This is a genomic window from Staphylococcus carnosus (assembly GCF_900458435.1).
Lineage (GTDB): Bacteria > Bacillota > Bacilli > Staphylococcales > Staphylococcaceae > Staphylococcus > Staphylococcus carnosus.
Window position 1 is genome coordinate 498,022 of the sequence record NZ_UHCT01000001.1, and the last position, 24,850, is coordinate 522,871.

At 36.2% G+C, this 24,850-nt stretch carries 24 protein-coding genes and 1 pseudogene; 20 read left to right on the plus strand and 5 right to left on the minus strand.

Annotated elements, in window-relative coordinates:
* Positions 1-18: 18 nt before the first annotated feature.
* From allE to DYE31_RS02135, 10 genes and pseudogenes are all read left to right on the plus strand, one after another.
* Positions 19-807 carry a (S)-ureidoglycine aminohydrolase gene (gene allE, locus DYE31_RS02090; protein WP_015901296.1) on the plus strand — a complete coding sequence of 263 codons (789 nt, stop codon included), beginning with the start codon at positions 19-21 and terminating at the stop codon, positions 805-807.
* Positions 808-823: 16 nt separating this feature from the next.
* Positions 824-1,855, plus strand: coding sequence for an ureidoglycolate dehydrogenase (allD, locus tag DYE31_RS02095; RefSeq protein WP_015901295.1), 1,032 nt, complete (start codon positions 824-826; stop codon positions 1,853-1,855).
* 103 nt (positions 1,856-1,958) lie between these two features.
* Entirely contained in the window at positions 1,959-3,008 is a 1,050-nt protein-coding gene (allD, locus tag DYE31_RS02100) for an ureidoglycolate dehydrogenase (RefSeq protein WP_015901294.1), read from the plus strand.
* A 15-nt stretch (positions 3,009-3,023) separates the two neighbouring features.
* Positions 3,024-4,775, plus strand: coding sequence for an acyl-CoA synthetase FdrA (locus DYE31_RS02105; protein ID WP_015901293.1), 1,752 nt, complete (start codon positions 3,024-3,026; stop codon positions 4,773-4,775).
* A complete protein-coding gene (locus DYE31_RS02110; protein WP_015901292.1) occupies positions 4,775-6,040 on the plus strand; it encodes a YlbE family protein in 1,266 nt (421 codons plus the stop codon). The genes DYE31_RS02105 and DYE31_RS02110 overlap by 1 nt, the downstream gene beginning before the upstream one ends.
* Positions 6,037-6,822 carry an oxamate carbamoyltransferase subunit AllH family protein gene (locus DYE31_RS02115; protein WP_015901291.1) on the plus strand — a complete coding sequence of 262 codons (786 nt, stop codon included), beginning with the start codon at positions 6,037-6,039 and terminating at the stop codon, positions 6,820-6,822. Before DYE31_RS02110 ends, DYE31_RS02115 begins: the two co-directional genes overlap by 4 nt.
* Positions 6,815-7,756 (plus strand): carbamate kinase, encoded by a 942-nt coding sequence (gene arcC / locus DYE31_RS02120; protein WP_015901290.1) that lies wholly within the window; start codon positions 6,815-6,817, stop codon positions 7,754-7,756. Before DYE31_RS02115 ends, arcC begins: the two co-directional genes overlap by 8 nt.
* Positions 7,757-7,910: 154 nt before the next feature.
* Positions 7,911-9,133, plus strand: a pseudogene (locus tag DYE31_RS02125) (CynX/NimT family MFS transporter).
* Positions 9,134-9,309: 176 nt separating this feature from the next.
* A complete protein-coding gene (locus tag DYE31_RS02130; protein ID WP_015901287.1) occupies positions 9,310-10,530 on the plus strand; it encodes an MFS transporter in 1,221 nt (406 codons plus the stop codon).
* Between the two features lie 119 nt (positions 10,531-10,649).
* Positions 10,650-11,027, plus strand: a complete 378-nt coding sequence (locus DYE31_RS02135) for an iron chaperone (protein WP_015901286.1) — start codon at positions 10,650-10,652, stop codon at positions 11,025-11,027.
* Positions 11,028-11,078: 51 nt separating this feature from the next.
* On the opposite strand, the gene DYE31_RS02140 is transcribed toward DYE31_RS02135, so the two are convergent.
* Complete coding sequence (locus DYE31_RS02140) at positions 11,079-12,422, minus strand: PepSY-associated TM helix domain-containing protein (protein WP_015901285.1); 1,344 nt, start codon at positions 12,420-12,422, stop codon at positions 11,079-11,081.
* A 386-nt stretch (positions 12,423-12,808) separates the two neighbouring features.
* On the opposite strand from DYE31_RS02140, the gene DYE31_RS02145 reads away from it, so the two are divergent.
* From DYE31_RS02145 to xylB, 8 genes are all read left to right on the plus strand, one after another.
* Positions 12,809-13,879, plus strand: a complete 1,071-nt coding sequence (locus DYE31_RS02145) for a PTS sugar transporter subunit IIC (protein WP_015901284.1) — start codon at positions 12,809-12,811, stop codon at positions 13,877-13,879.
* A 566-nt stretch (positions 13,880-14,445) separates the two neighbouring features.
* Positions 14,446-15,177, plus strand: a complete 732-nt coding sequence (gene pxpB / locus DYE31_RS02150) for a 5-oxoprolinase subunit PxpB (protein ID WP_015901283.1) — start codon at positions 14,446-14,448, stop codon at positions 15,175-15,177.
* Complete coding sequence (locus DYE31_RS02155; protein ID WP_015901282.1) at positions 15,167-16,174, plus strand: 5-oxoprolinase subunit C family protein; 1,008 nt, start codon at positions 15,167-15,169, stop codon at positions 16,172-16,174. The genes pxpB and DYE31_RS02155 overlap by 11 nt, the downstream gene beginning before the upstream one ends.
* Positions 16,174-16,617: an acetyl-CoA carboxylase biotin carboxyl carrier protein gene (gene accB, locus DYE31_RS02160; RefSeq protein ID WP_015901281.1), complete on the plus strand. Its 444-nt coding sequence runs from the start codon at positions 16,174-16,176 to the stop codon at positions 16,615-16,617. The genes DYE31_RS02155 and accB overlap by 1 nt, the downstream gene beginning before the upstream one ends.
* Before the next feature lie 15 nt (positions 16,618-16,632).
* Positions 16,633-17,991 (plus strand): acetyl-CoA carboxylase biotin carboxylase subunit, encoded by a 1,359-nt coding sequence (locus DYE31_RS02165; RefSeq protein WP_015901280.1) that lies wholly within the window; start codon positions 16,633-16,635, stop codon positions 17,989-17,991.
* Position 17,992: 1 nt separating this feature from the next.
* Entirely contained in the window at positions 17,993-18,751 is a 759-nt protein-coding gene (pxpA, locus tag DYE31_RS02170) for a 5-oxoprolinase subunit PxpA (protein ID WP_015901279.1), read from the plus strand.
* 3 nt (positions 18,752-18,754) lie between these two features.
* The gene (locus DYE31_RS02175; protein WP_115314353.1) at positions 18,755-19,984 is read left to right on the plus strand and encodes an NRAMP family divalent metal transporter; all 1,230 of its coding nucleotides are present in this window, start codon (positions 18,755-18,757) and stop codon (positions 19,982-19,984) included.
* 177 nt (positions 19,985-20,161) lie between these two features.
* A complete protein-coding gene (gene xylB / locus DYE31_RS02180) occupies positions 20,162-21,658 on the plus strand; it encodes a xylulokinase (RefSeq protein ID WP_015901277.1) in 1,497 nt (498 codons plus the stop codon).
* Positions 21,659-21,709: 51 nt separating this feature from the next.
* Here xylB and DYE31_RS02185 read toward each other — a convergent pair whose 3' ends face one another.
* A complete protein-coding gene (locus DYE31_RS02185; RefSeq protein WP_015901276.1) occupies positions 21,710-21,889 on the minus strand; it encodes a VraH family peptide resistance protein in 180 nt (59 codons plus the stop codon).
* 121 nt (positions 21,890-22,010) lie between these two features.
* On the opposite strand from DYE31_RS02185, the gene DYE31_RS02190 reads away from it, so the two are divergent.
* On the plus strand, positions 22,011-22,586 hold the full coding sequence (locus tag DYE31_RS02190) for a GNAT family N-acetyltransferase (protein ID WP_015901275.1): 576 nt from the start codon (positions 22,011-22,013) through the stop codon (positions 22,584-22,586).
* A gap of 110 nt (positions 22,587-22,696) precedes the next feature.
* A complete protein-coding gene (locus tag DYE31_RS02195; protein ID WP_015901274.1) occupies positions 22,697-23,305 on the plus strand; it encodes a metallophosphoesterase in 609 nt (202 codons plus the stop codon).
* Positions 23,306-23,354: 49 nt separating this feature from the next.
* Here the strand turns inward: DYE31_RS02195 and DYE31_RS02200 are convergent, their stop codons facing one another.
* The 3 genes from DYE31_RS02200 to DYE31_RS02210 all read right to left on the minus strand — a co-directional run bounded on the left by DYE31_RS02200 (position 23,355) and on the right by DYE31_RS02210 (position 24,843).
* Positions 23,355-24,134, minus strand: a complete 780-nt coding sequence (locus DYE31_RS02200) for a DUF1129 family protein (RefSeq protein WP_015901273.1) — start codon at positions 24,132-24,134, stop codon at positions 23,355-23,357.
* Complete coding sequence (locus tag DYE31_RS02205; protein WP_015901272.1) at positions 24,124-24,462, minus strand: PadR family transcriptional regulator; 339 nt, start codon at positions 24,460-24,462, stop codon at positions 24,124-24,126. Before DYE31_RS02205 ends, DYE31_RS02200 begins: the two co-directional genes overlap by 11 nt.
* A gap of 204 nt (positions 24,463-24,666) precedes the next feature.
* Positions 24,667-24,843: a FeoB-associated Cys-rich membrane protein gene (locus tag DYE31_RS02210; protein WP_015901271.1), complete on the minus strand. Its 177-nt coding sequence runs from the start codon at positions 24,841-24,843 to the stop codon at positions 24,667-24,669.
* Positions 24,844-24,850 lie beyond the last annotated feature (7 nt).

Genomic DNA, 24,850 nt, shown 5'->3' on the forward strand with positions numbered 1-24,850 from the left:
TTAAAGGAGATTTTATAAATGGGATATTTAAATCATAATCAAGGTTATAGAGAAGGTTTATTAGAATCACGTTCAGTAATTAAAAAAGATAATTATGCAGTTATTACGCCAGATGGTCTTGTAAACAATGTTATTCCTGGTTTTGACAACTGTGATGTTACTATTTTAGGTTCACCACGTTTAGGTGCACACTTTGTTGACTATCTTGTAACACTTAAAGATCAAGGTGGAAATACACAAGGATTCGGCGGAGACGGCATCCAAACATTTATCTACGTTGTTTACGGTAACATCAATGCGTATGCAGATGGACAAAAATATGAATTGTCACAAGGCGGCTATTTATACGTACCACCACATATGCAATTAACATTTGAAAACAATAACAACAATGAAGACAGCCGAGTATTCTTATACAAAAAACGTTATCAACCAATCGAAGGTCATGAACCTGAAGTTATTTCTGATAATGTTAACAATCTGCCAAAAGAACCATATGAAGGCATGAAAGAAGTTATCGTTCAAGACTTATTACCAAAAGATATCGCTTATGATATGAACATTCACATCCTTGCTTTCGAACCTGGTGCTTCTCATGGATATGTTGAAACACACGTACAAGAACATGGTGCTTATGTACTTAGCGGACGCGGAATGTACAATTTAGATAACGAATGGTTACCAGTTGATAAAGGTGACTATATCTTCATGGGATCTTATTCACCTCAAGCAACTTATGCTATCGGTTTAGAAGAACCATTCGCATATATCTACTCTAAAGATGCAAACCGCGACATCGAACTATAAGAAAGGATTTCTAATCATGAGTGAAGAAAACTTAGTATATATCCAACATGATGAGTTAAGACAGCTATTCAAAGACAAATTGATGCATGCTGGAATGCCAGAAAAATATGCTGATAAAGTAGCTGAATTAATGATATTTGCAGATGCACGCGGTATTCATTCACATGGTGCTGTGAGATTGCAATATTATGCAGAACGCACAGCTAAAGGCGGATTTAATTTAGAGCCGCAAATTGAGTTTGAACAAACGGGTCCATCTACTGCAATTTATCATGCGGATAATACGTTAGGTCACTATGCAGCTTATCATGCTATGGAAGAAGCTATTCGTATGGCTGAAGAAAATGGTATTGCTGCAGTTGGTGTGAAAGAAATGGGACATAGCGGTGCAATTGGTTACTATGTGAAAATGGCAGCAGAAAAGGGATTGGTTGCTTTAAGTGTATGCCAATCAGATCCAATGGTAGTACCTTTTGGAGGTTCAAAACCTTACTTTGGGACAAATCCTATTGCTTTTGGCGCACCAAGAGAGAATGGCGCACCTATCGTATTTGATATGGCAACAACAGTGCAAGCTTGGGGAAAAATCCTAGATGCACGTTCAAAAAACCATTCTATTCCTGATACTTGGGCAGTTGACGACAAAGGAGAACCGACGACTGATCCTTATAAAGTAAGTGCTTTACTGCCAGTTGCAGGTCCTAAAGGTTATGGTTTGATGATGATGGTGGATATTTTATCAGGAAGTTTACTTGGATTGCCGTTTGGCCAACATGTGACTTCAATGTATGAAGATTATTCTCAATATCGTCGATTAGGCCAATTTCATCTTGTTATCAATCCAAGTTACTTTGGAGATGAAAAACAATTTTTAGAGCAAATGAACCAAATGGTAAATGAATTGCATGATATTGAACCAGCTCAAGGTTTCGACCAAGTGTATTATCCTGGTGAAATCCAAGAAGATGTTGTGAAAAAGTATGAAAAGAGCGGCATTCCTATTCCAGAAAGTATTTATGATTATATGAAATCAGACAAAATATATTAGAAACATATATGAGCGAGCGCTAGATTGTCTACGCTCGCTCATTAATTTTTAAGATTGTCAGATTATAAAATAGAGCGAATATTCAAATAAAGGAGGTTGTAAAATGCGTGTTTCAGAACAAGAACTTTATGACTTGATGAAAAACAAGTTAATGAAAGCTGGATTACAAGAAGATGCAGCAGATGATGTCGCTGATGTTTTAACATTTGCTGACCATCGAGGTATTCATTCGCACGGTGCTGTGAGAGTGGAATATTATGCAGAACGTATCGCAAAAGGCGGTATCAATACACATCCTCATTATGAATTTGAACAAACAGGTCCTTCTTCTGCTGTGTTTCACGGTGACAATGGACCAGGTCATCAAGCTGCTAAAGAAGCAACGGAGAAAGCAATCGAAATGGCCGAAGAAAATGGTGTTGCAGTTGTAGGTGTTAAAAATATCAGCCACAGCGGTGCTTTAGGTTATTTCGTGGAAATGGCAGCAGAAAAAGATATGGTGGGCATCAGTATGTGCCAATCTGACCCCATGGTAGTACCTTTTGGAGGTACAGAACCTTATTTCGGAACAAATCCTATCGCTTTCAGTGCACCGACTAATGATGATCGCATGATTACTTTTGACATGGCGACAACTGTTCAAGCGTGGGGCAAAGTGCTAGATGCACGTTCTAAGAACCAATCTATCCCTGATACATGGGCAGTGGATGAAAATGGTGAGCCGACAACAGATTCAAACGCAGTACATGCACTAGTACCTGTTGCAGGACCTAAAGGATACGGCTTAATGATGATGGTAGATATCCTGTCAGGCAGTTTGCTTGGATTACCTTTTGGCGGGCACGTCAGCTCAATGTATAAAGATTTAACAAAAGGTCGCGATTTAGGACAATTACACGTTGTCATTAATCCAGCGTACTTTACAGATAAAACACAATTCAAAGCGCAACTTTCACAAATGCTTAATGAATTGAAAGAACAACCTGCAGCGAAAGGTTACGGAGAAATCTATTATCCAGGTGAACGTGGACGCTTACGCAGTGAAGCATATGATAAAGATGGTATAGAAATCGTTGATGATATCTATGACTACCTCAAATCAGATGATGTTCATTACGATCGTTATCACGGCAAAAATAGATTTGCAGAATAATAATGGAGGATAAATATGTTATATACAATTATTAAAGAAAATACGTATCAAGACTCTATTGTGTTGATGTTATTATCAAATAAATTATCAGCAATGGATGGTGTCAACAAAGTTTCAATTATGATGGGCACACCTGCTAATAAAGACATTTTCAAATCATCTGGTTTTGATACACCAGAATTAGAAAATGCAAAACCAAATGATATTGTCATCGTTGTAGATACTGATGATGAGTCTATGATAGATGAAGTTGACAACCAAGTTGAAGAAGAACTTAAAGGTAAAGGTGAATCAGATAAAGAAGAAGGCCAACAAGAAGTTTCTAATTGGAACCAAGCTTTAGATAAAGCTAATCATCCAAACCTTGCTTTAATTTCAATTCCTGGACAATATGCAGCAATGGAAGCTGAAACAGCATTGCGTAACAACTTACATGTCTTTATGTTCAGTGATAACGTACCAAAAGATGATGAAGTACGCTTAAAAGAAATGGCACACGACAAAGGGTTGCTTGTAATGGGTCCTGACTGCGGTACAGGTATTATTCATTCATTACCATTAGCATTTACAAATATTGTTAACAAAGGCGATATTGGTATTGTAGGTGCTTCAGGTACAGGTATTCAAGAAGTCACAACAATTATTGACCGTGAAGGCAAAGGTGTGACTAATGCAATTGGTACAGGCGGACGCGACTTATCAACTGAAGTTGGCGCAATTACAATGATGGACAGCATCAAAGCTTTAAATCAAGATCCTAAAGTTAAAGTCATCACTGTTATTTCTAAGCCCCCAGCTAAAGAAGTTGAAGAAAAAGTATTGAATTTATTGCGTAATATCGATAAACCAGTCGTTACTTTATTCTTAGGTCATAAACCAGAATATACAGAAGCAAATATCTATCATGCTTATACACTAGAAGAAGCAGCACGCGTTTCTGTACAACTTTCAAACGATGAAAAACCAAACTTCCAACCTTCACCAAAACAAGTTAAAGCAGACTTGAATGAAGGCCAAGATGGTATTAAAGGTTATTATTCAGGCGGAACTTTAGCAAGTGAAGCAGCGATGCTTGTCAAAGATGCATTTAAAGGATTAGATGAAGACACACCTGAAGGTTATACATTCAAAGCAGGTAATCATGAAATTATTGACCTTGGCGATGACATGTATACACAAGGACGTCCGCATCCAATGATCGATCCTGAAAAACGTATCGAAAAATTAGAACAAGCTGCAGATGATGAAACAACAGCAGTTATTATGCTTGATAATGTGATTGGATACGGCAGTCATGATGACATGGCAGGACAACTTGCACCAACTATTAAAAACATTATTGAAAGCGTTAAGTCTCAAGGACGTGATATTGCTGTGCTCGCAACAGTAGTAGGTACAGAACACGACCCTCAAAATTACGAAGAACAAATCAGAACATTAGAAGAAGCAGGAGCACAGATTTTCGATACAAATGATCAAATGGTGCGTTCTGCAATTGAACTTACAGGTCACAAAGCAGAGCAACCTGAATTAGAAGTAAAAGAATTTGAAGTGAACCCTGTTGATTTATCAGTAGATGAAAAAGTACTTAACCTTATCAACGCTACACCAAGTGTTGTAAACGTAGGACTGAAAAGCTTTGCTGAAGCAATTAAAGAAAGCGACGCAGATGTGATTCAATTCAACTGGCGTCCAATTGCTGGCGGAGACGAGAAATTAATGAAAGTATTACAATTCTTAAACAACTATGAAGGAGAGTCTGTATAATGGGTTGCCAAACAATTGATGAAGCAAACCAAGCTGTTATTGACAAAATGATCGCAGCAGCACCGTTCTTAGTTGATGTGGTTCCAGCTAAAGATAAAATTCCTGAATTAGAAGAACATGTGTTATTACACGCAGGTCCTCCAATTAAATATGAAAATATGACAGATCCAATGAAAGGCGGATGTGTCGGAGCTATTTTATTTGAAGGCTGGGGAAAAGATGAAGAAGGTGCACGTGAACTATTAGAAAACGGTAAAATTAAATTTATTCCATGTCATGAAGTAAATGCAGTGGGTCCAATGGGCGGTATTACTTCTATGAATATGCCGGTTTTAGTAGTGGAAAATAGAGAAAGCGGTAATGAAGCGTATTGCCAAATGAATGAAGGTATTGGCGCAGTATTACGCTTTGGTGCATACAACGAGACAGTTATCAACCGTTTACAATGGATGAAAGATGTACTTGGTCCTGTACTTGGAAAAGCTATCCGTGAAATGGAAGACGGCTTAAATGTGAACGTCTTAATTGCAAAAGCAATAGCAATGGGAGATGAATTCCACCAACGTAACATTGCAGCTTCACTTGCGTTCTTAAAAGAAGTAGCACCGATTATTTCACAATTAGAAGATGTTGAACCTGAAAAACGTACAGAAGTAATTCAATTCTTAGCTGACACTGACCAATTCTTCTTGAATGTTGCAATGGCAACAGGTAAAGCAATGATGGATGCAGCACGTGAAATTGAACATGGTACAGTAGTGACTGCGATGTGCCGTAATGGTGAAAACTTCGGAATTAGAATTGCAGGAATGGGAGACGAATGGTTTACAGCTCCTGTTAATACACCACAAGGTTTATACTTTACTGGTTATTCTGCAGATCAAGCAAACCCAGACATCGGTGATTCAGCAATTACTGAAACAATCGGTGTAGGCGGTATGGCTATGATTGCAGCACCAGCAGTAACACGTTTCGTCGGAACAGGTGGTTTTGAAGATGCTTTAGAGACGAGTGACGAAATGATGGAAATCTGTATTGGAGAAAACCCTAACTTCTCTATTCCTACTTGGGACTTTAAAGGTGCTTGTTTAGGTATCGATGCACGTAAAGTTGTCGAAAAGGGCATCACACCAGTTATCAATACTGGTATTGCACACAAAATTGCTGGATATGGACAAATTGGTGCAGGAACTGTTAAACCACCAATTGAATGTTTCGAAAAAGCGATTACAGCATATGCTGAAAAATTAGGATTTAATGGATGATTTTAAATGCACAAGCCATTGGTGCAGATGCATTTGAATTTTTAAAACAGACAACTGAATTGACTGTACACAGTATCTTTAAAAAAGGGTTTAATCTTGTGGATGCAAATGAAGAATTAATTTTTGTCGGCACTACTGAGAATGGTATGTTTCCTTTCGGAATTATTTTGGATGATATGACTAAAAATAAAATCATATCTCAAATAGAAGTAGGACAAAGTATAAAAGTGACACCTATGACACTTCAATTCACACAGAATTTACAATTAAATTGGAAAGAAGACGTTTATAATCTCATTTCAAAAAGTGAAGGTATCGATATAGCACAGTTACGGGAAAATGTTGAAAGTTATGCTTTTGATGAATATCAAAAAGGTGATTTTAAAAGCGATACGATGCAAAAATTAATTGCTTCGCTTAAAGATACAGATGCTGATGTTGAGCAGCAATTGCGTTATCTGATTGGACGCGGACAAGGTTTGACACCTTCTGGCGATGATATGTTAGTAGGTATGTTATTCATTCATTCTATCCATCCCTATATAGCTAAAATTCATTTAGAAAAAATTAAACAACTTATCAATGAACCACTTACTACATTAGTCAGCCAAACATTTTTAAAGTATGCAGTAAATGATCAATTCAGTTCAAAATTATTGGATTTAAAAGACAATCCTTCCAAAGAACGAATAGCCGAGCTGCTTAAAGTCGGCTCTTCGTCTGGTAAGGATACATTATATGGAATTTATACAGCATTAAGAAGGAGTGGAACGAATGAGTAAATATGTTGTGTTAGCATTAGGCGGTAATGCGATATTACAACCTGGGCAAGAAACAACTTATGAAAATCAATATAACAATGTGAAAAATGCCGCTGCGAAAATGGCAGATATCAAAGCTAATGGTCACCGTATTATTGTGACACATGGTAATGGTCCGCAAGTCGGCAATATCATTGTTCAAAATGAAGCGGCTAAAAACTTAGTAGCCCCAATGCCTATTGATGTATGCAACGCTGAATCACAAGGATTCATCGGTTACATGTTGGAAGAAGCATTGAAAAATGATTTGAATTCACGCGGCATCAACAGCAATGTTGTCACTTTACTTACAATGGTAGAAGTTAACAAAGATGACCCTGCTTTCGATCACCCAACTAAACCGATCGGTGTTTTCTTCAATGAAGAAGAAGCGAAACGTTTAGAAGAAATGAATGGATATACAATGGTAGAAGATGCAGGCCGAGGATACCGCCGTGTTGTACCTTCTCCAGAACCTATGGTGATTAATGGTGTAGATGCTATTAAAAAACTCATGAGTGATACAGTTGTTATTTCATCAGGAGGCGGAGGTATTCCGGTTTATCGTGATGATAAAGGACAATTGCATGGATTAGAAGCGGTTATTGATAAAAATCGTTCAGGATTAAAACTAGCTGAGCAAACAAATGCAGATACATTCATAATGTTGACAGATGTATCTAATGTTTATATCAACTATGGAAAAGAAAACGAACAAAAATTGGAAACAATTACTGTAGAAGAAGCAGAGCAATATGTTGAAGAAGGACAATTCCCTGCTGGCAGTATGCTTCCTAAAATTCAAGCAGCTATTGAATTTGCTAAAACAGGTAAAGAAGCGATTATTTGTTCATTATCAGATGCAGTAGATGCTTTAGAAGGAAAAGCAGGTACGAAAATAGTTTTGGATAAATAATGAAGGTGTTGAATATTTTCTTTGCAAGAATTTATATTTTCTGCGCCTTGTCTTGCAAAGTAAAGTATTTAACCCTAAAATAAAGTTAATTCATGAGGTAGGATAGTAAAGCTCTATCCCGCCTCTCTCTTTTTTTAATCATGAAGTGAAAGGGATGGTGAAAGTGGAACAAAATGAAATATACCGGGTGCATAGATTAAGAGATTCTTGGTTAGTCGTTTTAGCCATTGTTTTTGTAGCCTCAACACTGCGTGCACCTTTAACGGCAGTAGGTCCGGTTATTAATCAAATCAAAGATGCACTTGCTATTAATAACAGTGTAGCCAGTATCTTAACAACAATCCCGCTAATTATCTTTGGAATTGTATCCCCGTTTGTTTCTAAAGTATCAGCAAAATTAACGATGTCTAAAACGGTTTTATTCTCTACAATACTCGTCATGATTGCACTTGTTCTTCGTGTTTCTGGCGGTTTCTCACTATTTATTGTAGGCACTATTTTGCTAGGGGTCGGCATTGCTTTTGGTAATGTGGTACTTCCTAGTTATGTTAAGTGGAAATTCCCGCTGCAAATCGGCTTGATGACAGGTCTTTATAGCGGACGATGAACTTTACTGCTGGTTTAGGTGGAGGGTTAAGTTTCCCGCTGTCTCAAGTAGGAGGATTTAGATTTTCTCTTGTATTCTGGTTTATTTTTGCGGTAATCGCATTAATTTTATGGATTCCGCAAATGTTGAGCGGGACTAAACAAGAGAAAGAAATGTCAAAAGAAGTTGCAAAAATTGAAGTCAAAAAGTTAAAAATCAGCAAATCCAAGTTGGCATGGGCGATTGCTTTTATGATGGGATTCCAATCTATGATTTTTTATACAGTAGTCGCATGGGTACCATCGATATTAGTTGATCGCGGGTTAGACCAATCAAGCGCTGGTTATCTTTTGATGCTGAACCAATTTGCTCAAGTACCGATGACATTCTTATTCCCGATTCTTGCTTCTAAAATGAAGAATCAAAAATTATTAATTACAATTGTTTCTGCACTCTTTATTATTGGTTTTGCATTATTCTTCACACAATCATTTACACTATTAATCATTGGAATGATTTTAGCAGGTTTCGGAATGGGTTCAGGATTCAGTTTATGTATGACTTTCTTTTCTATTCGTGCCAGAACAAGCGATGGAAGTATTGCTTTATCTGGTTTTGCCCAATCAGTAGGCTATTTCGTAGCAGCAATCGGTCCGTTCTTTGTCGGTCTATTACATGACCTTACAGGAGGATGGGTATCAGGTATTGTTGCGTTAGTAATTATGGGAGTACTTTTCTATATCTTCGGTTTAGCTTCATCACATGGTGAAGTTGAAGATGATTTAGCTTGATCAAATAACACATATTGAATGCATGGTAGATGACTTGAATAAAGTCAGTTTATCATGCATTTTTTATTTGGATAAAATGGTCAACGATCAAGCAGATAATTAGCATTTCTGCCAATGTATTATTTCACATTATTGACTATGATGAGGGTGAAAGTAATTAGGAAGGAGGCATAAAAATGAATGATCATTTTAAAAAGCAGACCAGTAATAAATATTGGATGAAACTGGTGGCTGTATTTACTTTAGGATGGTTAGTAATTTATGCTGCACGTACAATTTTGAACCCTATTATGGGAAATATTAAGGCAGATTTTAGTTTGAACAACGGACAAGTCGGTTTGATTATGAGTTTATTCTTCATCGGATATACTGTGACTCAAATACCTTCTGGAATTATGGGAGACAAAGTAGGACGTAAGAAAATATTAGTGCCTAGTTTTGTGCTGTTCGGTGTATTCATGGTTATAACAGGAATGATGCCGAGTTACTTTTTATTCATCATTGCTTGGGTCATAGTCGGATTAGCGCAGGGTATGTTCTATGGTCCGCAATATGCGTTGTCTTCTGAAGCAATCCCTAAGAAAAATATTACATTAGGCAGTGCATTGATTAACAGTGGTATGGCTTTTGGGACATCAATCGGTTACTTTATTTCGAGTATTACAGTTTCAGAAATGGGTATGAACTGGCGCATGCCGTTCTATATCATGGCAGTTCCTATTTTGATTATTGCCTTTTTGATGTATCAAATTATTAAAGAACGACCAAGAAAAGAAATAAAACATGATGAAAACGTTATGCCATTTAAAATGTCTAGTCTATTCAATAATCGAAATCTTATACTGGCTTATATTATTATTTTCTGTTCGATTTATGGATTTTTCATGATTATCACGTGGTTGCCGTATTATTTAGAAACTGAACGGGGCATTAATGGAGCACAAGTGGCTTTTGTTGCATCGTTAGTACCTTGGGCTGCAATACCTGGTTCACTATTCTTCAGTTGGCTATCTGATAAATTAGGCAGACGCAGACCCGTGCTTATGGTTATGCTTCCGTTAGCATTCATATTTACCATCTCGATTGTTTTCTTTGATAACTTAGCCATTCTGTATATCGCGCTGATTGGTTATGGTATTGTAGGTAAAATCAGTACCAACCCTGTATTGATTGCGGTAGTATCTGATAATGCACCAAAAAGCGCACTTGGAACATCATTTAGTGTGTACAACTTCATTGGAATGACTGCTTCTATTTTAGCACCATACATTACTGGATTTTTAACAGATCTAACTGGCTCTATGGCTATCGGATTCTATCTAGCTGCAGCATTGCTAGTAGTGGGATTCATTGTAGCTATTTTATTGAAAGAAAATAAAAATCAAGCAATTGCTTAATGATTGATATACACTCCTCGTTGTAAAATTAGAGGAGTGTTTTCTATGAAATAGATAGCTAGTAAACATGCGCTTCCGTTATAATTAAAATGAAATAAGGAATACGAAGAGGTGGGTAAATGGGTTATTTTAGTGAGTATTTAAATACAATAGAACAACCAGAACATAGACAGAAGATGGAACATATTTTTGATTGGATTGATATCACGTTTCCTGAGTTAGATAAAGTCATCAAGTGGAATCAGCCGATGTATACACATCATGGCACATATATTATTGGTTTCAGTAAAGCTAAAGCACATATGTCAGTGAACCCTGAAGCAGCGGGGATGAAACCTTTTATTAAACGTTTTGAAAAAGACGGTTATACGTTTACGGAAAATTTGTTCAGGATTAAATGGACTGATGAAGTAGATTATGAATTGCTGAAAGATATCATTGAATATAACTTGAAAGATAAAGCTGAGACTACAACGTTTTGGAGACACTATAAATAAAATAAGGCTGGTACAGAGCGCATTTAATATGCCCTGGACCAGCCTTAAAATTTAATTCAGTTTTGCTTTTCGTCGGTCTTTCCAATAAAGTAAAGCTTCTATGATAAAGACAATAATAAGTGAGAAGCCGAATAGCGGCATTAAAACACCTAAAATAACAAGTGTGATGATTAAGCCGATAGACATCGGTTTTTTAATACGTCTTGGTAATGGTTGAGGTGTTTTCATACGGCCTAAACGTCTGAACCAAGATAAGAATCCGAAAATAATACCACCTAAGAACGCAAGGCATACTAATAAGTTGATGATTTTGTTTGCGATACTAAAGAGATGTCCTTCATGAAGCGGTATTCCCCAAGTTAGCCACTTAGCTAAAATACCGTAATCTTGGTAATTGACTTGTCCTAACTTTTTACCTGTATATTGATCCATATACATAGTTGTTTCTTTGTAAGGTGACACATCAAAACCAGTGACACCGCTATTGCTTGCGCGTGATAATGTGAACGATCCATCTGCGCTTGTTGGATAAACGATAGCATAAGGGCGTTTTAAACCTTCTTTTTGAGCATCGGTTACTACTTTATCTAATGATAATTGTCCAGGTGAGTTTGTCATAGGCATGGCCATACCGCCATGATGACCGCCACCGCTTGATTCAGGGGCTTGTTTCTTTTTCATTGCCCATGGAATTTCATTTGCTTCTGATTTAGGAGGATTAGCAGCAATTTGTGTTTGTCCTAAAGCAGGATAAGCAGTTGCGATTTTATTGATTTTATCCCCCATAAATCCTGACCATGGCAGTCCTGTAAAAACGAGTACCAACATTGGGATAGCGATGATAATACCGATAATTGAATGCCATTTTTGGAAACGTAAGTTACGACTGTTTTGTGTTAACAAACGTTTGCGGAACATCATATAAATTCCTGAAAGTATCATAAATACAGTCCAGCAAGCAGTGAGTTCAACTAGATAATTAATGACAGTATTTTCTGTAGACAATGAACTATGTATACTTCTTGTCATATTTGAATAAGTATATTTAGCGTTTTGCTGTGCGACTATCTGATTATGATTATCTAAGAAGATATAATATGAATTACCTTCCATATCGCCGATTGTAATTCGATTATTGTAGGGTGCTTCCATCATACTGACTTTGTTGATTATATATCCTGGATGTTCTTTTTCAATTTGCTTGATTGCATCATTTAATGATTGCTGTTGCTTGTGCTCACTTTGTCCGTAAAATTCGTGCTTATAAAGGTGGTTCTCAACTTCTGGGAAGAAGAGATATGCGATTCCGGATAATGTGAGGGTGATGAGAAGCGGCGTTATAAAGATGGCCGCATAGAAGTGGAGTCTTTGAAGCGGATTAAATATATTTTTCATGTATTGTTACCTCTTATCTATTTATATAGGAATCATTACGATTTGAGTTAATGCTACATTTTATTATTACAGATTTACAAATAAATAAAAGGACATTTAATCGTCATATTTTGAAAATTTTATGTCGGTAGTGTGACAATTTGGAATTAATATTAAGTAGTCAATATATTTCATATATGTATGTATTTTGATTTTCAAAAGAAGTCATACTAGGAATGAGAAGAAAAGTTTACCTTTCTTTTTCATGAAAATACTAAAATTTCACATTTCCTACTATTTAACTCGAAATTGATATTGACTTTATTAAGAATTCAATATATTATCAGAATATTACAAAAATAAATTCGTACAAAATTTATAATACAACTTAGGGGGGCGAAATTATTATGTCAAACACACTTACTAAACCAGGAACTAAAGTTACACCAAAGACATTTTTATTCAACGTATTGAATGGGGTAGCGATTGCGATTATTGCTGGATTGATTCCGAATGCAATTTTAGGTGAAATCTTGAAAGCTTTAAAACCACACTATCCTATTTTTGGAGAATTATTATTGATTACAACATCAATCCAGTTTGGAGTGCCGCTATTAGTAGGTGCACTTGTTGCACATCGGTTTAATTTTTCCCCACTAGGAATTTCGGTAGTAGCAGGATCTTCTTTTATAGGAAGTGGGGCTGCCGTATTCAAAAATGGAACATGGGTTGTCACAGGTATCGGTGATCTGATTAATACAATGCTTGCAGCAGCACTGGCTTCGTTACTTATTTTGCTTAGCGGAGAACGTTTCGGTAGTTTGAATTTAATTATTTTACCAACATTTGTAGCGGTGTTTACAGGTTTTGTTACTTTACATACTTTGCCTTACGTTAAACTCGTGACAACAGGTATTGGCCAAATGATTAATACTTTTACAGAAATGCAACCTATTTTAATGTGTGTATTAATCTCACTCGTTTACAGCATTATCATCATCTCACCAATTTCTACAGTTGCTACCTCAATGGCTATAGGTATCAGTGGTCTCGCAGCAGGTTCAGCTTCTATTGGTATTACGTCTGCTGAAGCAGTATTAGTGTTTGGGACATGGGGAGTTAATCGTCTCGGTGTACCACTTACTATCTTTTTAGGCGGCGTAAAAATGATGTTGCCTAATATGGTACGTTATCCAATTATGTTATTACCGATTATTACCACAGCTGCAATTTCTGGGTTTGTAGCAAGTTTTATTGGAATAGGCGGAACAAAAGAATCTGCCGGATTCGGTATTATTGGTTTAGTTGGACCTATCAATGCATTTAGATTTTTAGAGGGTGACAACTTCATGATGAAAATCATACTTGTTGCTATTGCTTTCTTTGTCGTACCATTTATCGTTGCATTTATTACGCAATTCATTTATATGCGCGTACTTAAAATTTACAAAAAAGATATCTATAACTTCTTAGGATAGATTGAAAATAAAGAACAGACAATCTTGATTAGTGAATAAAAGCAGATAAGAGAAAAGTGATTGCTTTTATAGAGACTTTGCGTCTTCTCATCTATTGTCTGTTCTTTTTTATTGGATAATAAAATTAGGTTTTAGTATTAAAATAAAGGCGCAAAACTTATTTGTAGTTGTTATCTATTGAGCTGGAACTATTAAATAGGTAGAAAGGGTGTAAAATTTGTACAAAAAAAGTCTTTTACTTCGGTAAAAGATGTATTATAGTATAACAATACGAATGGAAAGGCTTACATGTAAAGTTATCAGAATAATTACACGAATATGGACTGAGTGTAGATTAATAAGAATTAAAAAAATTAAAACTAAGTAATAATTTAGTTTACAAAGAAATAATATTCTTCTTGATCGAAACAGAGTGTTTAAAAATGTTATAATGGGTATTGTTGGATTTTTCTGTATATATAGAAAACCAACCGCAATTGATAGAAAATAGCGTGATTTCGAGATAATATTTCTAGTTTTTAACATCTAACCGAATCACAGCAATTTTAAACAAAGGGGGCTATGAGATGGATTATCAAATCATAAATGAGCAATCGATTATGATTAAATTCGAACCGCAAATTGATCCTGAAACCTTTAAAAAGGTTCAACAGATTGTGAAGTATTTGGAACAACAAAATCTTGAAGCTATTACTGAAATTGTTCCTTCATACAGAGCGGTGATGATTCATTTTGATCAAACAAAAATTAATGCAAAGGAACTTATAGATACATTGAATCTAGATCATTTAGATATAGATAATATTGAAACATCTGAAAGTTCTAAAGTAGTACGTATTCCAGTCGTATATGGGGGAGAATACGGACCGGATCTTGAAACAGTAGCCGAGCACAATCAGTTATCAACTGATGAAGTGATAAAATTACATACAGAGCCAACATATTTAATTTATATGCTAGGATTTATGCCTGGATTCCCTTACCTTGGAGGATTAGATGAGCGTCTGTATACTCCAAGAAGAGATGAACCAAGAGTTCGTATTGATGCTGGATCTGTCGGTATCGCGAATAATCAAACAGGTTTATATCCACAAGATTCACCAGGCGGTTGGCAAATTATCGGACGCACACCATTAGATGTTTTCGATTTAAATCGTGAGCCGATGACACTTTATGCTGCTGGTGATAATATTCAATTTTACGAAATCAGTGAAAATGATTTTGATGAGATTTTAGCAACAAAGCATCAACCGGATTTTGATATGGAAAGATGGGTGAACGTTCAAGATGAGTATTAGAATACAAAAGCCAGGACTTTTTTCTACAATTCAAGATGAAGGACGCATCGGCTATCAAAAAGACGGATTTTCAGGTGCAGGTGCCTTAGATATTTATAGTTATCGTTTGGGTCAAACTTTGATTGGAAATGATGGTCCAGCTATTGAAGCTACAATCATCGGACCGACATTAACTTTTTTAGAAGACGATACGATAGTAATTACAGGCGCAGAATTTAAAGCTGAATTAAATGGAGAACCCGTGCCGCATCAAACTGTTATTCAAGTCTATAAAGGCGATGAACTTGCAATGAATGCGGCAATTAAAGGTGCGCGCGGTTACTTATTCTTCGGTCATCCATTAGACGTACCTGAAGTAGCTGGAAGCTATTCAACGCACACACGTACAAAAATGGGCGGACACGAAGGAAGAGCACTTAAAAAAGATGACTTTATTCATCAAAAACTAAATGAGAAATATCGTAAACATGTAGGGTTTACGAGTGAATTGGATTTAATCCATGAAACAACAGATACAATTCGTATTGTAGAAGGACCTCAATATGATAGCTTTTCAGATGAAAGCCATGAAGGTTTAGTATCAGAACCATTTGAGATTTCTGAACAATCAGACCGTATGGGATTCCGTTTGAAAGGACCATCTGTTCCACCAAAAGAAAGTGCAGATATTATTTCAGAACCTGTTGCTTTAGGCAGCATTCAAGTACCAAATGACGGTAACCCTATTATTTTAATGAATGATAAGCAAACTGTCGGCGGTTATACAAAAATCGCAACTGTAACACAATTAGACTTAAGTGTGTTGGCACAAAAGAAACCTGGAGAAAAAATCAATTTTGAATGGGTTTCAATTGAAGATGCGATTAATGATTTAGAAGAGTATAACAATGGTTTCGAAGATATATTGAAAAATGTAGAAACTGAACCATTATTTGATTTACGGGAATTACGAATTACGTCTAATCGTATTTGCGAATTACTAGAGGGGGAACAATAATGAAATTAGAAGAAATTAAAGATTTAATCAACTTAGTAAAAGAAAACGAAGTGAATAAATTTAAATATAAAGATGAAGAGCGTGAAATCGAATTAGATTTTTCAACACCGCAACAATCACAACCTGCAGCGCAAATTCAAACACAAGCTACTTCAAATGCAACACCTGAAAGCAATAACGCTTCAGCATCAAATGAAGCACCAGCTGGTAAAACAGTAAATGCACCGATGGTAGGTACATTCTTCTTGCAAGATACAAAAGATTTAACAGAACCGCTTGTTAAAGTTGGCGACAAAGTCAGCAAAGGTGACGTTATCGGATATATCGAAGCGATGAAAGTAATGAACGAAGTAACGAGTGATGAGGATGGGGAAGTAGCAGCGATTTTAGTCGACCACGGAACAAATGTCGAATATGATCAAGCATTGATTGAAGTTAAGTAAAGGGGTGTCAAATTCATGGATCGTTGTTTAATTGCAAACAGAGGAGAAATCGCTGTACGTATTATCCGTGCTTGTCGCGAATCAGGCGTTAAGACGGTAGCTGTATATGCGAAGGGAGATGAAAAAAGTCTGCATGTTAGTTTGGCAGACGAAGCCATCTGTATTGGAGAAGCCAATCCTTTAGATAGCTATTTAAATATTGAACGTATTATTGCAGCAGCAGAAATTACAGGTGCAAATGCCATTCATCCAGGATATGGTTTCCTATCAGAAAGCCCAACTTTCGCACAAAAAGTAGAAGAAAATGATATCTACTTCATCGGACCGACAAGACGTACGATGGAAATGATGGGTGATAAAATCACTGCACGACAAACTGTTGATAATGCCGGAGTTCCAATTATCCCAGGCTCAACAGGCGCAGTAAATTCAGTAGAAGAAATTAAAGAAATTGCAAAAGAAATCGGTTATCCTGTCGTACTTAAAGCCGCAAGCGGCGGTGGCGGTAAAGGTATCCGTATCGTTAAAGAACCTGAAGATTTAGCAAAATCATTTAAAGAAGCACAAAGTGAAGGTAAAAAATATTTTAATGATGACCGTATTTACGTTGAAGCCTTTATTCCGGTAGCAAAACACGTTGAGGTTCAAGTTATCGGTGACGGTAAAGAAAATTATGTTCATTTAGGTGAACGTGATTGTTCTGTACAACGTAAAAACCAAAAATTAATTGAAGAATCACCTTGTGCAGCGTTGACTGATGAAAGACGTCGCGCTATTTGTGAAGATGCTGTTAAAGTAGCGAGAGCTTCTAACTACCGCAGTGCAGGAACGATTGAATTCTTAGTAACTGAAGATGCTTATTATTTCATTGAAATGAACGCACGTATTCAAGTTGAACATACAGTAACTGAAATGCGCGCTGACCGTGATTTATTGCAAGCGCAATTATACTTAATGAAACATGATGAGTTGCCATTTACACAAGATGATATCCACTTCACAGGTCATGTGATTGAAGCACGTATTAATGCTGAAAATCCAGAACGTAAATTCCAACCATCACCAGGTAAAGTAAAAGCATTGCATTTACCGCAAGGTTTTAATGTACGTGTAGATTCATTACTATATCCTAATTACGTTGTATCGCCTTACTATGATTCACTTGTTGCTAAAGTGATTGTTAAAGGCAGTGACCGTGCACATGCGATTGATAAATTGAAAGCGACATTAGATGAAATGGTTATTGACGGTTTCTCTACAACTGCTGATTTCTTATATGCTGTATTGTCATATCCTGCATACGCAGATGGCGATGCTAGTGATGTAGATATTAAATTCTTAGACCGTCATCACATTATTAAGGGGGCTTCTTAAAATGCAAGTAGATTTAAATTGTGATTTAGGCGAAGCATTCGGTAATTATTCATTTGGCGGAGATCACCAAATTATTCCATTGATTACATCAGCGAATATTGCATGTGGTTTTCATGCAGGTGATGAAAATGTTATGAACGAAACAGTTAAATTAGCTAAAGAACACGGAGTAGGTATTGGAGCACATCCTGGGTTCCATGATTTACAAGGATTTGGCCGTCGTAATATTGATATGGCTCCTGATGAAATTTATACATTAGTGGCATATCAATTAGGTGCATTATCTGCATTCAGCCGAATTCATGATGTGAAAATTAATCATGTGAAACCACACGGTGCTTTATATAACATGGGTGCGCGTGACAAAGATATTGCACACGCAATCGCACAAGCGGTATATGACGTGGACCCATCACTTATCTTAGTCGGATTATCTAATACATTGCTCATTTCAGAAGCTGAAGCTGTCGGCTTAAAAACAGCATCTGAAGTATTTGCAGATAGACGTTATGAATCAAACGGCCAATTAGTCAGTCGTAAAGAAAGTGACGCTGTCATCTCAGATACAGAAGCAGCAATTAATCAAGTGGTTAAGATGGTTAAAGACAACAAAGTTACAGCAAAAGATGGAACTGAAATAGATATTCAAGCAGATACAATTTGTGTGCATGGCGATGGTGCGCATGCGCTTGAATTTGTATCGAAAATCAGAGAAAGATTAACGAAAGAAGGTATTTCGATTACGAAACTAGGGGGTTAATATATGGGAGAAAAGAACCAAACAAAGACGGATTTCGAGTTCACAAAGGAGCATAAACGCCTGTTACTCGGATCAGTTTTCTTGATGGCAACATCAGCAATCGGACCAGCATTCTTAACACAAACTGCTGTATTTACAGCACAATTTGCAGCAAGTTTCGCGTTTGCGATTTTGCTATCAATTATTATTGATATCGGTGCACAAATCAACATTTGGCGTGTATTAGTAGTAACAGGTTTACGAGGACAAGAAATCGCGAATGAAATGGTAAAAGGACTTGGGACTTTTATCTCCATTCTGATAGCAATCGGCGGATTAGCATTCAACATTGGTAATATCGCCGGTGCAGGACTCGGTTTAAATGCAATCTTTGGACTTGATGTAAAATGGGGCGCAGCGATTACAGCCGTTCTAGCAATTGGTGTATTCGTAAGTAAGAGCGGTCAAAAAGTTATGGACATTGTAACAATGGTTTTAGGGGTACTCATGATTTTAATTGTTGCTTATGTAATGGTGGTTTCAAATCCTCCATACTTAGAAGCAGCACATAGAATGGTATTACCAAAAAATCCTGCAGCATTAGTATTGCCGATTATCACACTGGTCGGTGGTACAGTAGGTGGTTACATTACTTTCGCAGGTGCACACAGAATTTTAGACTCTGGCATTAAAGGTAAAGAATATTTACCATTTGTTAACCAATCAGCAATTTCTGGTATCTTAACTACTGGTGTAATGCGTGGTCTATTATTCTTAGCAGTATTAGGTGTAGTTGTAACAGGTGTTACTTTAGATCCTGAAAACCCACCTGCATCTGTATTCCAACATGCTTTAGGACCTATTGGTAAAAATATTTTCGGTGTTGTATTATTTGCAGCAGCATTATCTTCAGTAATCGGTTCTGCTTATACAAGTGCAACATTCTTAAAAACATTGAGTAAATCATTAATGAAACGTAGTAACTTAATCGTTATCACATTTATCGTTGTTTCAACATTAATCTTCTTATTCATCGGTAAACCAATCAAATTATTGATTATTGCTGGTGCATTGAACGGCTTGATCTTACCAATTACATTAGGTACGATTCTTGTCGCGAGTAAGAAAAAGTCGATTGTCGGAGACTATAAACATCCAACTTGGATGCTAGTATTCGGTATCATCGCAGTTGTTGTTACAATTATTACAGGCATCTTCTCATTCCAAGGACTTGCAGAGCTTTGGAGTTCATAAGAAGATTAAAATCAAAGGCACGGGCAATATTGCTCGTGTCTTTTTTGTACATATTCTCAAAACTTTTATAAATCTAAGATAATTGAGCGCAAGATGTATATTCTGATAGATAAACGTTATAATAACAGTAATGTAAGCGCATAAATAGAGACTGCTTAAGAGAGAAGGGTGAAATAAATGGGAAAAGAAGCAGTGCTTGGTATTGATTTAGGTACAAGTGCAATTAAATTATTGGCAGTAGCAAAAGATGGAGAAGTATTAGGCGTTCAAACTGAACCGTTATCGTTATATCAAGAATATCCAGGATACTCTGAACAAAATCCGGATGAGTGGAATGCAGCCATGCAACAAGGCTTGAAAAATTTATTAATACAACCTCAAATGGAAGGAGTAGAAATTAAGGGTGTATCATTTTCAGGTCAAATGCATGGATTAGTCTTATTAGATGAGACAGGAAGACCATTAAGAAATGCTATTTTATGGAATGATACACGTACTACACCGCAATGTGAGACAATCAAAGCTAAAAAAGGAGAGCAAGTACTCGGTAATCCAGTAGTGGAAGGATTTACATTGACTAAGTTGTTGTGGGTAAAAGAAAATGAACCTGAATTATGGAAAAAAGCAGCAACCTTTTTATTGCCTAAAGATTATCTCCGCTATTGTTTAACAGGGGAAATCTACACAGAATACTCAGATGCAGCAGCAACGATGTTATTAAATCCGCAAACAAAAGCATGGGATAAAATGTTAGGTGAAGAATTTGGTATTCCTGATATTTATCCAGATGTTATTCAATCACATGATGAAGCAGGAACTTTTAATGCTGCATTAGCAGCAGAATTAGGATTAGATGCTAATACTCCAGTGTTTGCAGGTGGCGCTGATAATGCTTGCGGCGCTTTAGGATCTGGTGTGATTCGTCCTAATGATGCAATTTGCAGTATCGGTACATCAGGGGTTTTACTAATTTGTGAGTCAATAGGTGGCGCAGAAGGTTATGGACATAAAATTCACTTGATGAATCATGCGGTTGCAGATGTTAATTATTTAATGGGGGTTACATTAAGTGCTGGTTATAGTTTGAGCTGGTTTAAACGCGAATTTTATCCTGATGATAGCTTTGAAAAAATGCTGGAAGAAGCACAAGAAGCTGGAATTGGCGGTCATGGTTTGATTTTTGCACCGTATTTAGCAGGTGAACGTACACCGCATGGAGATGCATCAATTCGTGGAAGCTTTATTGGAATTAGCGGTTCAAATACACGCGGTGACTTTGCACGCGCAGTTGTAGAAGGTATTACATATTCTTTATACGACTCTTTAATTTATTTGCGCGGTGTTGGTAAAAATGTAACTAAGATAGTATCAACTGGCGGGGGCGCAAAAAGTAATTTTTGGTTACAGTTACAAGCAGATGTTTTTAATGCTGAAATTTATAAATTGAAACATGAAGAAGGACCAAGTATGGGTGCTGCAATGCTTGCAGCATATGGATTAGGATGGTATCCAAGTCTCTCTGCATGTGCAGAACAATTTATTCATTTTACAGAAACATTCAAACCTGATTTAAAGCGACATAAGACATATGAAAGGTATTTCCGTATTTATCATCAAGCTTATAAGGCAACAAGACGTATGACAAAAGATTTATTGGAACTTCAAAAAGACTAAAAAATAATCCCCTGACAATTGAAATGTCAGGGGATTATTTCGAATTACAGATTATTTACCATTTTTCTCTAAATAATAACCAATCCATGCACCTGCTGGAACACCAATGATAGGTGTAGTGATAACGCTTAATACCACAATAGAAGCAATCATAATAAGCCCGTTTTTAGAACCGAAACGCATGTGTTTAATCGTTTCAACCATGTCTCCAATATATTCTTTAAATGACATAATATTCCCTCCTAGCAATTTATTTTTTCTTATTAGTATTCATCTATAATATATCATGAATTCCAAAAAATTGATATGATAATGCTATATAGAGGTCGATATAGAGAGGAAGATGACGTATATGGAATTTGAATATCTCGCTGAAGAAACTGAACGTCTAATGATACGCCCTTTACAAAAGTCTGATTATCAACAGTGGCTTAATGGTTTTTGCGGTCGCCTGGAATCTCAATCACCATACGATGAAGGACGATTAGATATGTCGATTTGTACAAAGGGATGGTATGAACAATTAGTAGAGAAGCATCATCAATTTATAAAAAAGGATGAAATATACATATTCGGCATTTTTCGCAAAGCGGATGGTATACATGTCGGTAATTTGGATATTGTGACATTATCACGCAGTCATTTCCAATGGGCGGAATGCGGCTACACAATCCATAACCAATTTTGGCGCAACGGTTACGCTTTTGAAGCATTGACAGCAATGTTGAAAATTGCTGATAAGCGTTTAAAATATCATCGTATTGAGGCGCATGTAAATATTGGCAACCAACCTTCAGCGAAATTGCTGGAGAAAGCAGGATTCAAATATGAATGTACACGCGAAAAATTTATTTTTGAAAATGGAGAGTGGGCAGATCATTTAGTTTATGCTAAAACATTGAATAATTTGCCTCCGTTGAATATATGATTTAATTTTTTACAAAATTTTTAAAAACATAAGACTGAAAATTATGTATACTATAATTAAGTAATTATCGGAAAGGTAGTAAGAAAGTCAGGAGGTCAAGTTCAAACATCATGAAAGGGAGAATTCTAGTTTCATCAGATATTCATGGTCATGGAGCAGCCTTGGCCAAACTCTTAAAATATGTGGATTATAATCCCAAAAGGGATCAATTAGTACTATTGGGAGATTATGTCAATAATGGACCAGATTCAACAGGGACTTTGAAAATGGTTAAGAAATTACATAATGAAGGTGCAATTGTATTATTAGGCAACCATGATGTACGTTGGATGAAATCAAAAGAAAAGCGTAAGCGAAAATGGCGTGCAGTGCTACAAGGTTTTGATAGTATGGCTAAAATTGATAACTATTTATTTGTGCATGCGGGTGTTAATCCTTCCAAATCTTTATCTAAGCAAAAATTATCCGAAGTGACAGGCTTTGAATCCGATGTTGAATTATCACGTAAAATTAAAGGTAAATGGCTTGTACACGGACATGTACCGACACGTCGATATGGTGCTAAAAAGAATAAAATTCATGTTAAAGGACGTACTATTGATGTGGATACAGGTGCAGGACATGGCAAGCATTTATCGCTGGTTGATTTAACCCATCAGCAAGTATGTGCAATTGAAGTTGAACATGCGAAAAAAGTGTATGAATATAGTTTTGGATAAAATCAGAGACCCTAAAGATTGTAATTAGCAGCTTCAGGGTCTCTGATTTTTAATCTGTATTTTTTCTAATGTAAATAAAATTAGCTATAATACTAATGCCAATTAACCCAAATAATATAAATGCACTTGTTATTTTAGCCTGTTGGCTTTGAACATTGCCTTGGAAAATGATAAGTGTGATTAGTTCCGGCAAGGTAAGGATGATGATTGCAGCAAAAAGCGGCCAATATTTAAACCAGGCTGTAACAGCTAACAGTATTAAAGCTATTACAAATCCAACTATCATGCTTGATACAGAGGATAAAGTGAATAAAGTATAAATAGGCCAAGTTTTAGCAATATAAGCACTACCGATAAATACAGCCATGCCGATGACTCCCAAAATCAAACAGATTGCATAAATTTTAAGAGGTATTTTATTTTCACTATCAATTTGACTGCCATAGTGAACAACGATATATTTTATAACTTTCCAAAAAAGAATGCTTACTAAAATGACGATTACGAATTGAATTAACTTTCCAATGGTAAAAGTGAAGGGACCTTGGAAAAAATCTGGCATCAACAAGATAATGAATAAAAAGCCTATGATACCTAATATGAATTTAAGATAAGTTGAATCTAGCGGCATTTCATTAGATATTTTGTTGATATAGGATTTTACTGATCCACCAGTAATATCATCAATATTATCGCCTCGTTTTTCAGCTTCCATCAAATGATCACGTAATTCATCTTCAATTTCATTGATAGTCGAGTCTTCTTTGCCACGCTCCATCAAGGTAGTACGTAAACGCCAGAGGAATTCTTCTGATTTTTTACTTAGCATCTTTGTCTCTCCTTAAAATATTATTCATGCCGTGATTCAGTGCATGCCATTTTACAGTAAAAGCTTGCAGTTCTTTACGGCCTGATTCCGTGATTGTGTAATATTTTCGCTTTGGTCCACCGTTATCTGATTTGCGCATTTCACTTTGAACATAGCCTTTTTTACTTAGTCGAAGCAGTACTGGATAAATGCTGCCATCACTGATTTCAGGAAATTGTTGTGCTTTTAGTTTTTCTAATATTTCATATCCATAAGTCTCTCCGTGCGCAATTAAACCTAGGATAGCGCCATCAAGCAGACCTTTCATCAATTGATTGGAAATTGTCATCTTTTCACCTCGTTAAGATAGCGGTGAAGTAACTATATTATAATATAAGGTAGTTGAAAGGTTAGGATTTGTCAACTATCTTACATTAAAATATAGTGGGGGGTCTTTCTAATAACTGTTGGTTCAAGCCCTTTCTAGAGTACGACTTAGAGATACAAAATAAGCTCACTCTCTAATTAATAGAAAGTGAGCTTAAAATTTATATTATGATACATGCTTTTGATGTTTTTTCATTTCTTTAGGCATTGCGTGTCCGCAACCTTTGTTGATATCGCATGCGGCACATTTACCTTGTTTAGACTTTTTGAAGAAGCGGATTAAAGTATATGCAGCATATCCGAAAATCAGCAATATAATGACAGCGTTAATTAAAATAGTCATTCAAATT

Coding starts and splice junctions, on each gene's coding strand:
- allE (WP_015901296.1), top strand. CDS start 19: ATGGGATATTTAAATCATAATCAAGGTTATAGAGAAGGTTTATTAGAA.
- allD (WP_015901295.1), top strand. CDS start 824: ATGAGTGAAGAAAACTTAGTATATATCCAACATGATGAGTTAAGACAG.
- allD (WP_015901294.1), top strand. CDS start 1,959: ATGCGTGTTTCAGAACAAGAACTTTATGACTTGATGAAAAACAAGTTA.
- DYE31_RS02105 (WP_015901293.1), top strand. CDS start 3,024: ATGTTATATACAATTATTAAAGAAAATACGTATCAAGACTCTATTGTG.
- DYE31_RS02110 (WP_015901292.1), top strand. CDS start 4,775: ATGGGTTGCCAAACAATTGATGAAGCAAACCAAGCTGTTATTGACAAA.
- DYE31_RS02115 (WP_015901291.1), top strand. CDS start 6,037: ATGATTTTAAATGCACAAGCCATTGGTGCAGATGCATTTGAATTTTTA.
- arcC (WP_015901290.1), top strand. CDS start 6,815: ATGAGTAAATATGTTGTGTTAGCATTAGGCGGTAATGCGATATTACAA.
- DYE31_RS02130 (WP_015901287.1), top strand. CDS start 9,310: ATGAATGATCATTTTAAAAAGCAGACCAGTAATAAATATTGGATGAAA.
- DYE31_RS02135 (WP_015901286.1), top strand. CDS start 10,650: ATGGGTTATTTTAGTGAGTATTTAAATACAATAGAACAACCAGAACAT.
- DYE31_RS02140 (WP_015901285.1), bottom strand. CDS start 12,422: ATGAAAAATATATTTAATCCGCTTCAAAGACTCCACTTCTATGCGGCC.
- DYE31_RS02145 (WP_015901284.1), top strand. CDS start 12,809: ATGTCAAACACACTTACTAAACCAGGAACTAAAGTTACACCAAAGACA.
- pxpB (WP_015901283.1), top strand. CDS start 14,446: ATGGATTATCAAATCATAAATGAGCAATCGATTATGATTAAATTCGAA.
- DYE31_RS02155 (WP_015901282.1), top strand. CDS start 15,167: ATGAGTATTAGAATACAAAAGCCAGGACTTTTTTCTACAATTCAAGAT.
- accB (WP_015901281.1), top strand. CDS start 16,174: ATGAAATTAGAAGAAATTAAAGATTTAATCAACTTAGTAAAAGAAAAC.
- DYE31_RS02165 (WP_015901280.1), top strand. CDS start 16,633: ATGGATCGTTGTTTAATTGCAAACAGAGGAGAAATCGCTGTACGTATT.
- pxpA (WP_015901279.1), top strand. CDS start 17,993: ATGCAAGTAGATTTAAATTGTGATTTAGGCGAAGCATTCGGTAATTAT.
- DYE31_RS02175 (WP_115314353.1), top strand. CDS start 18,755: ATGGGAGAAAAGAACCAAACAAAGACGGATTTCGAGTTCACAAAGGAG.
- xylB (WP_015901277.1), top strand. CDS start 20,162: ATGGGAAAAGAAGCAGTGCTTGGTATTGATTTAGGTACAAGTGCAATT.
- DYE31_RS02185 (WP_015901276.1), bottom strand. CDS start 21,889: ATGTCATTTAAAGAATATATTGGAGACATGGTTGAAACGATTAAACAC.
- DYE31_RS02190 (WP_015901275.1), top strand. CDS start 22,011: ATGGAATTTGAATATCTCGCTGAAGAAACTGAACGTCTAATGATACGC.
- DYE31_RS02195 (WP_015901274.1), top strand. CDS start 22,697: ATGAAAGGGAGAATTCTAGTTTCATCAGATATTCATGGTCATGGAGCA.
- DYE31_RS02200 (WP_015901273.1), bottom strand. CDS start 24,134: ATGCTAAGTAAAAAATCAGAAGAATTCCTCTGGCGTTTACGTACTACC.
- DYE31_RS02205 (WP_015901272.1), bottom strand. CDS start 24,462: ATGACAATTTCCAATCAATTGATGAAAGGTCTGCTTGATGGCGCTATC.
- DYE31_RS02210 (WP_015901271.1), bottom strand. CDS start 24,843: ATGACTATTTTAATTAACGCTGTCATTATATTGCTGATTTTCGGATAT.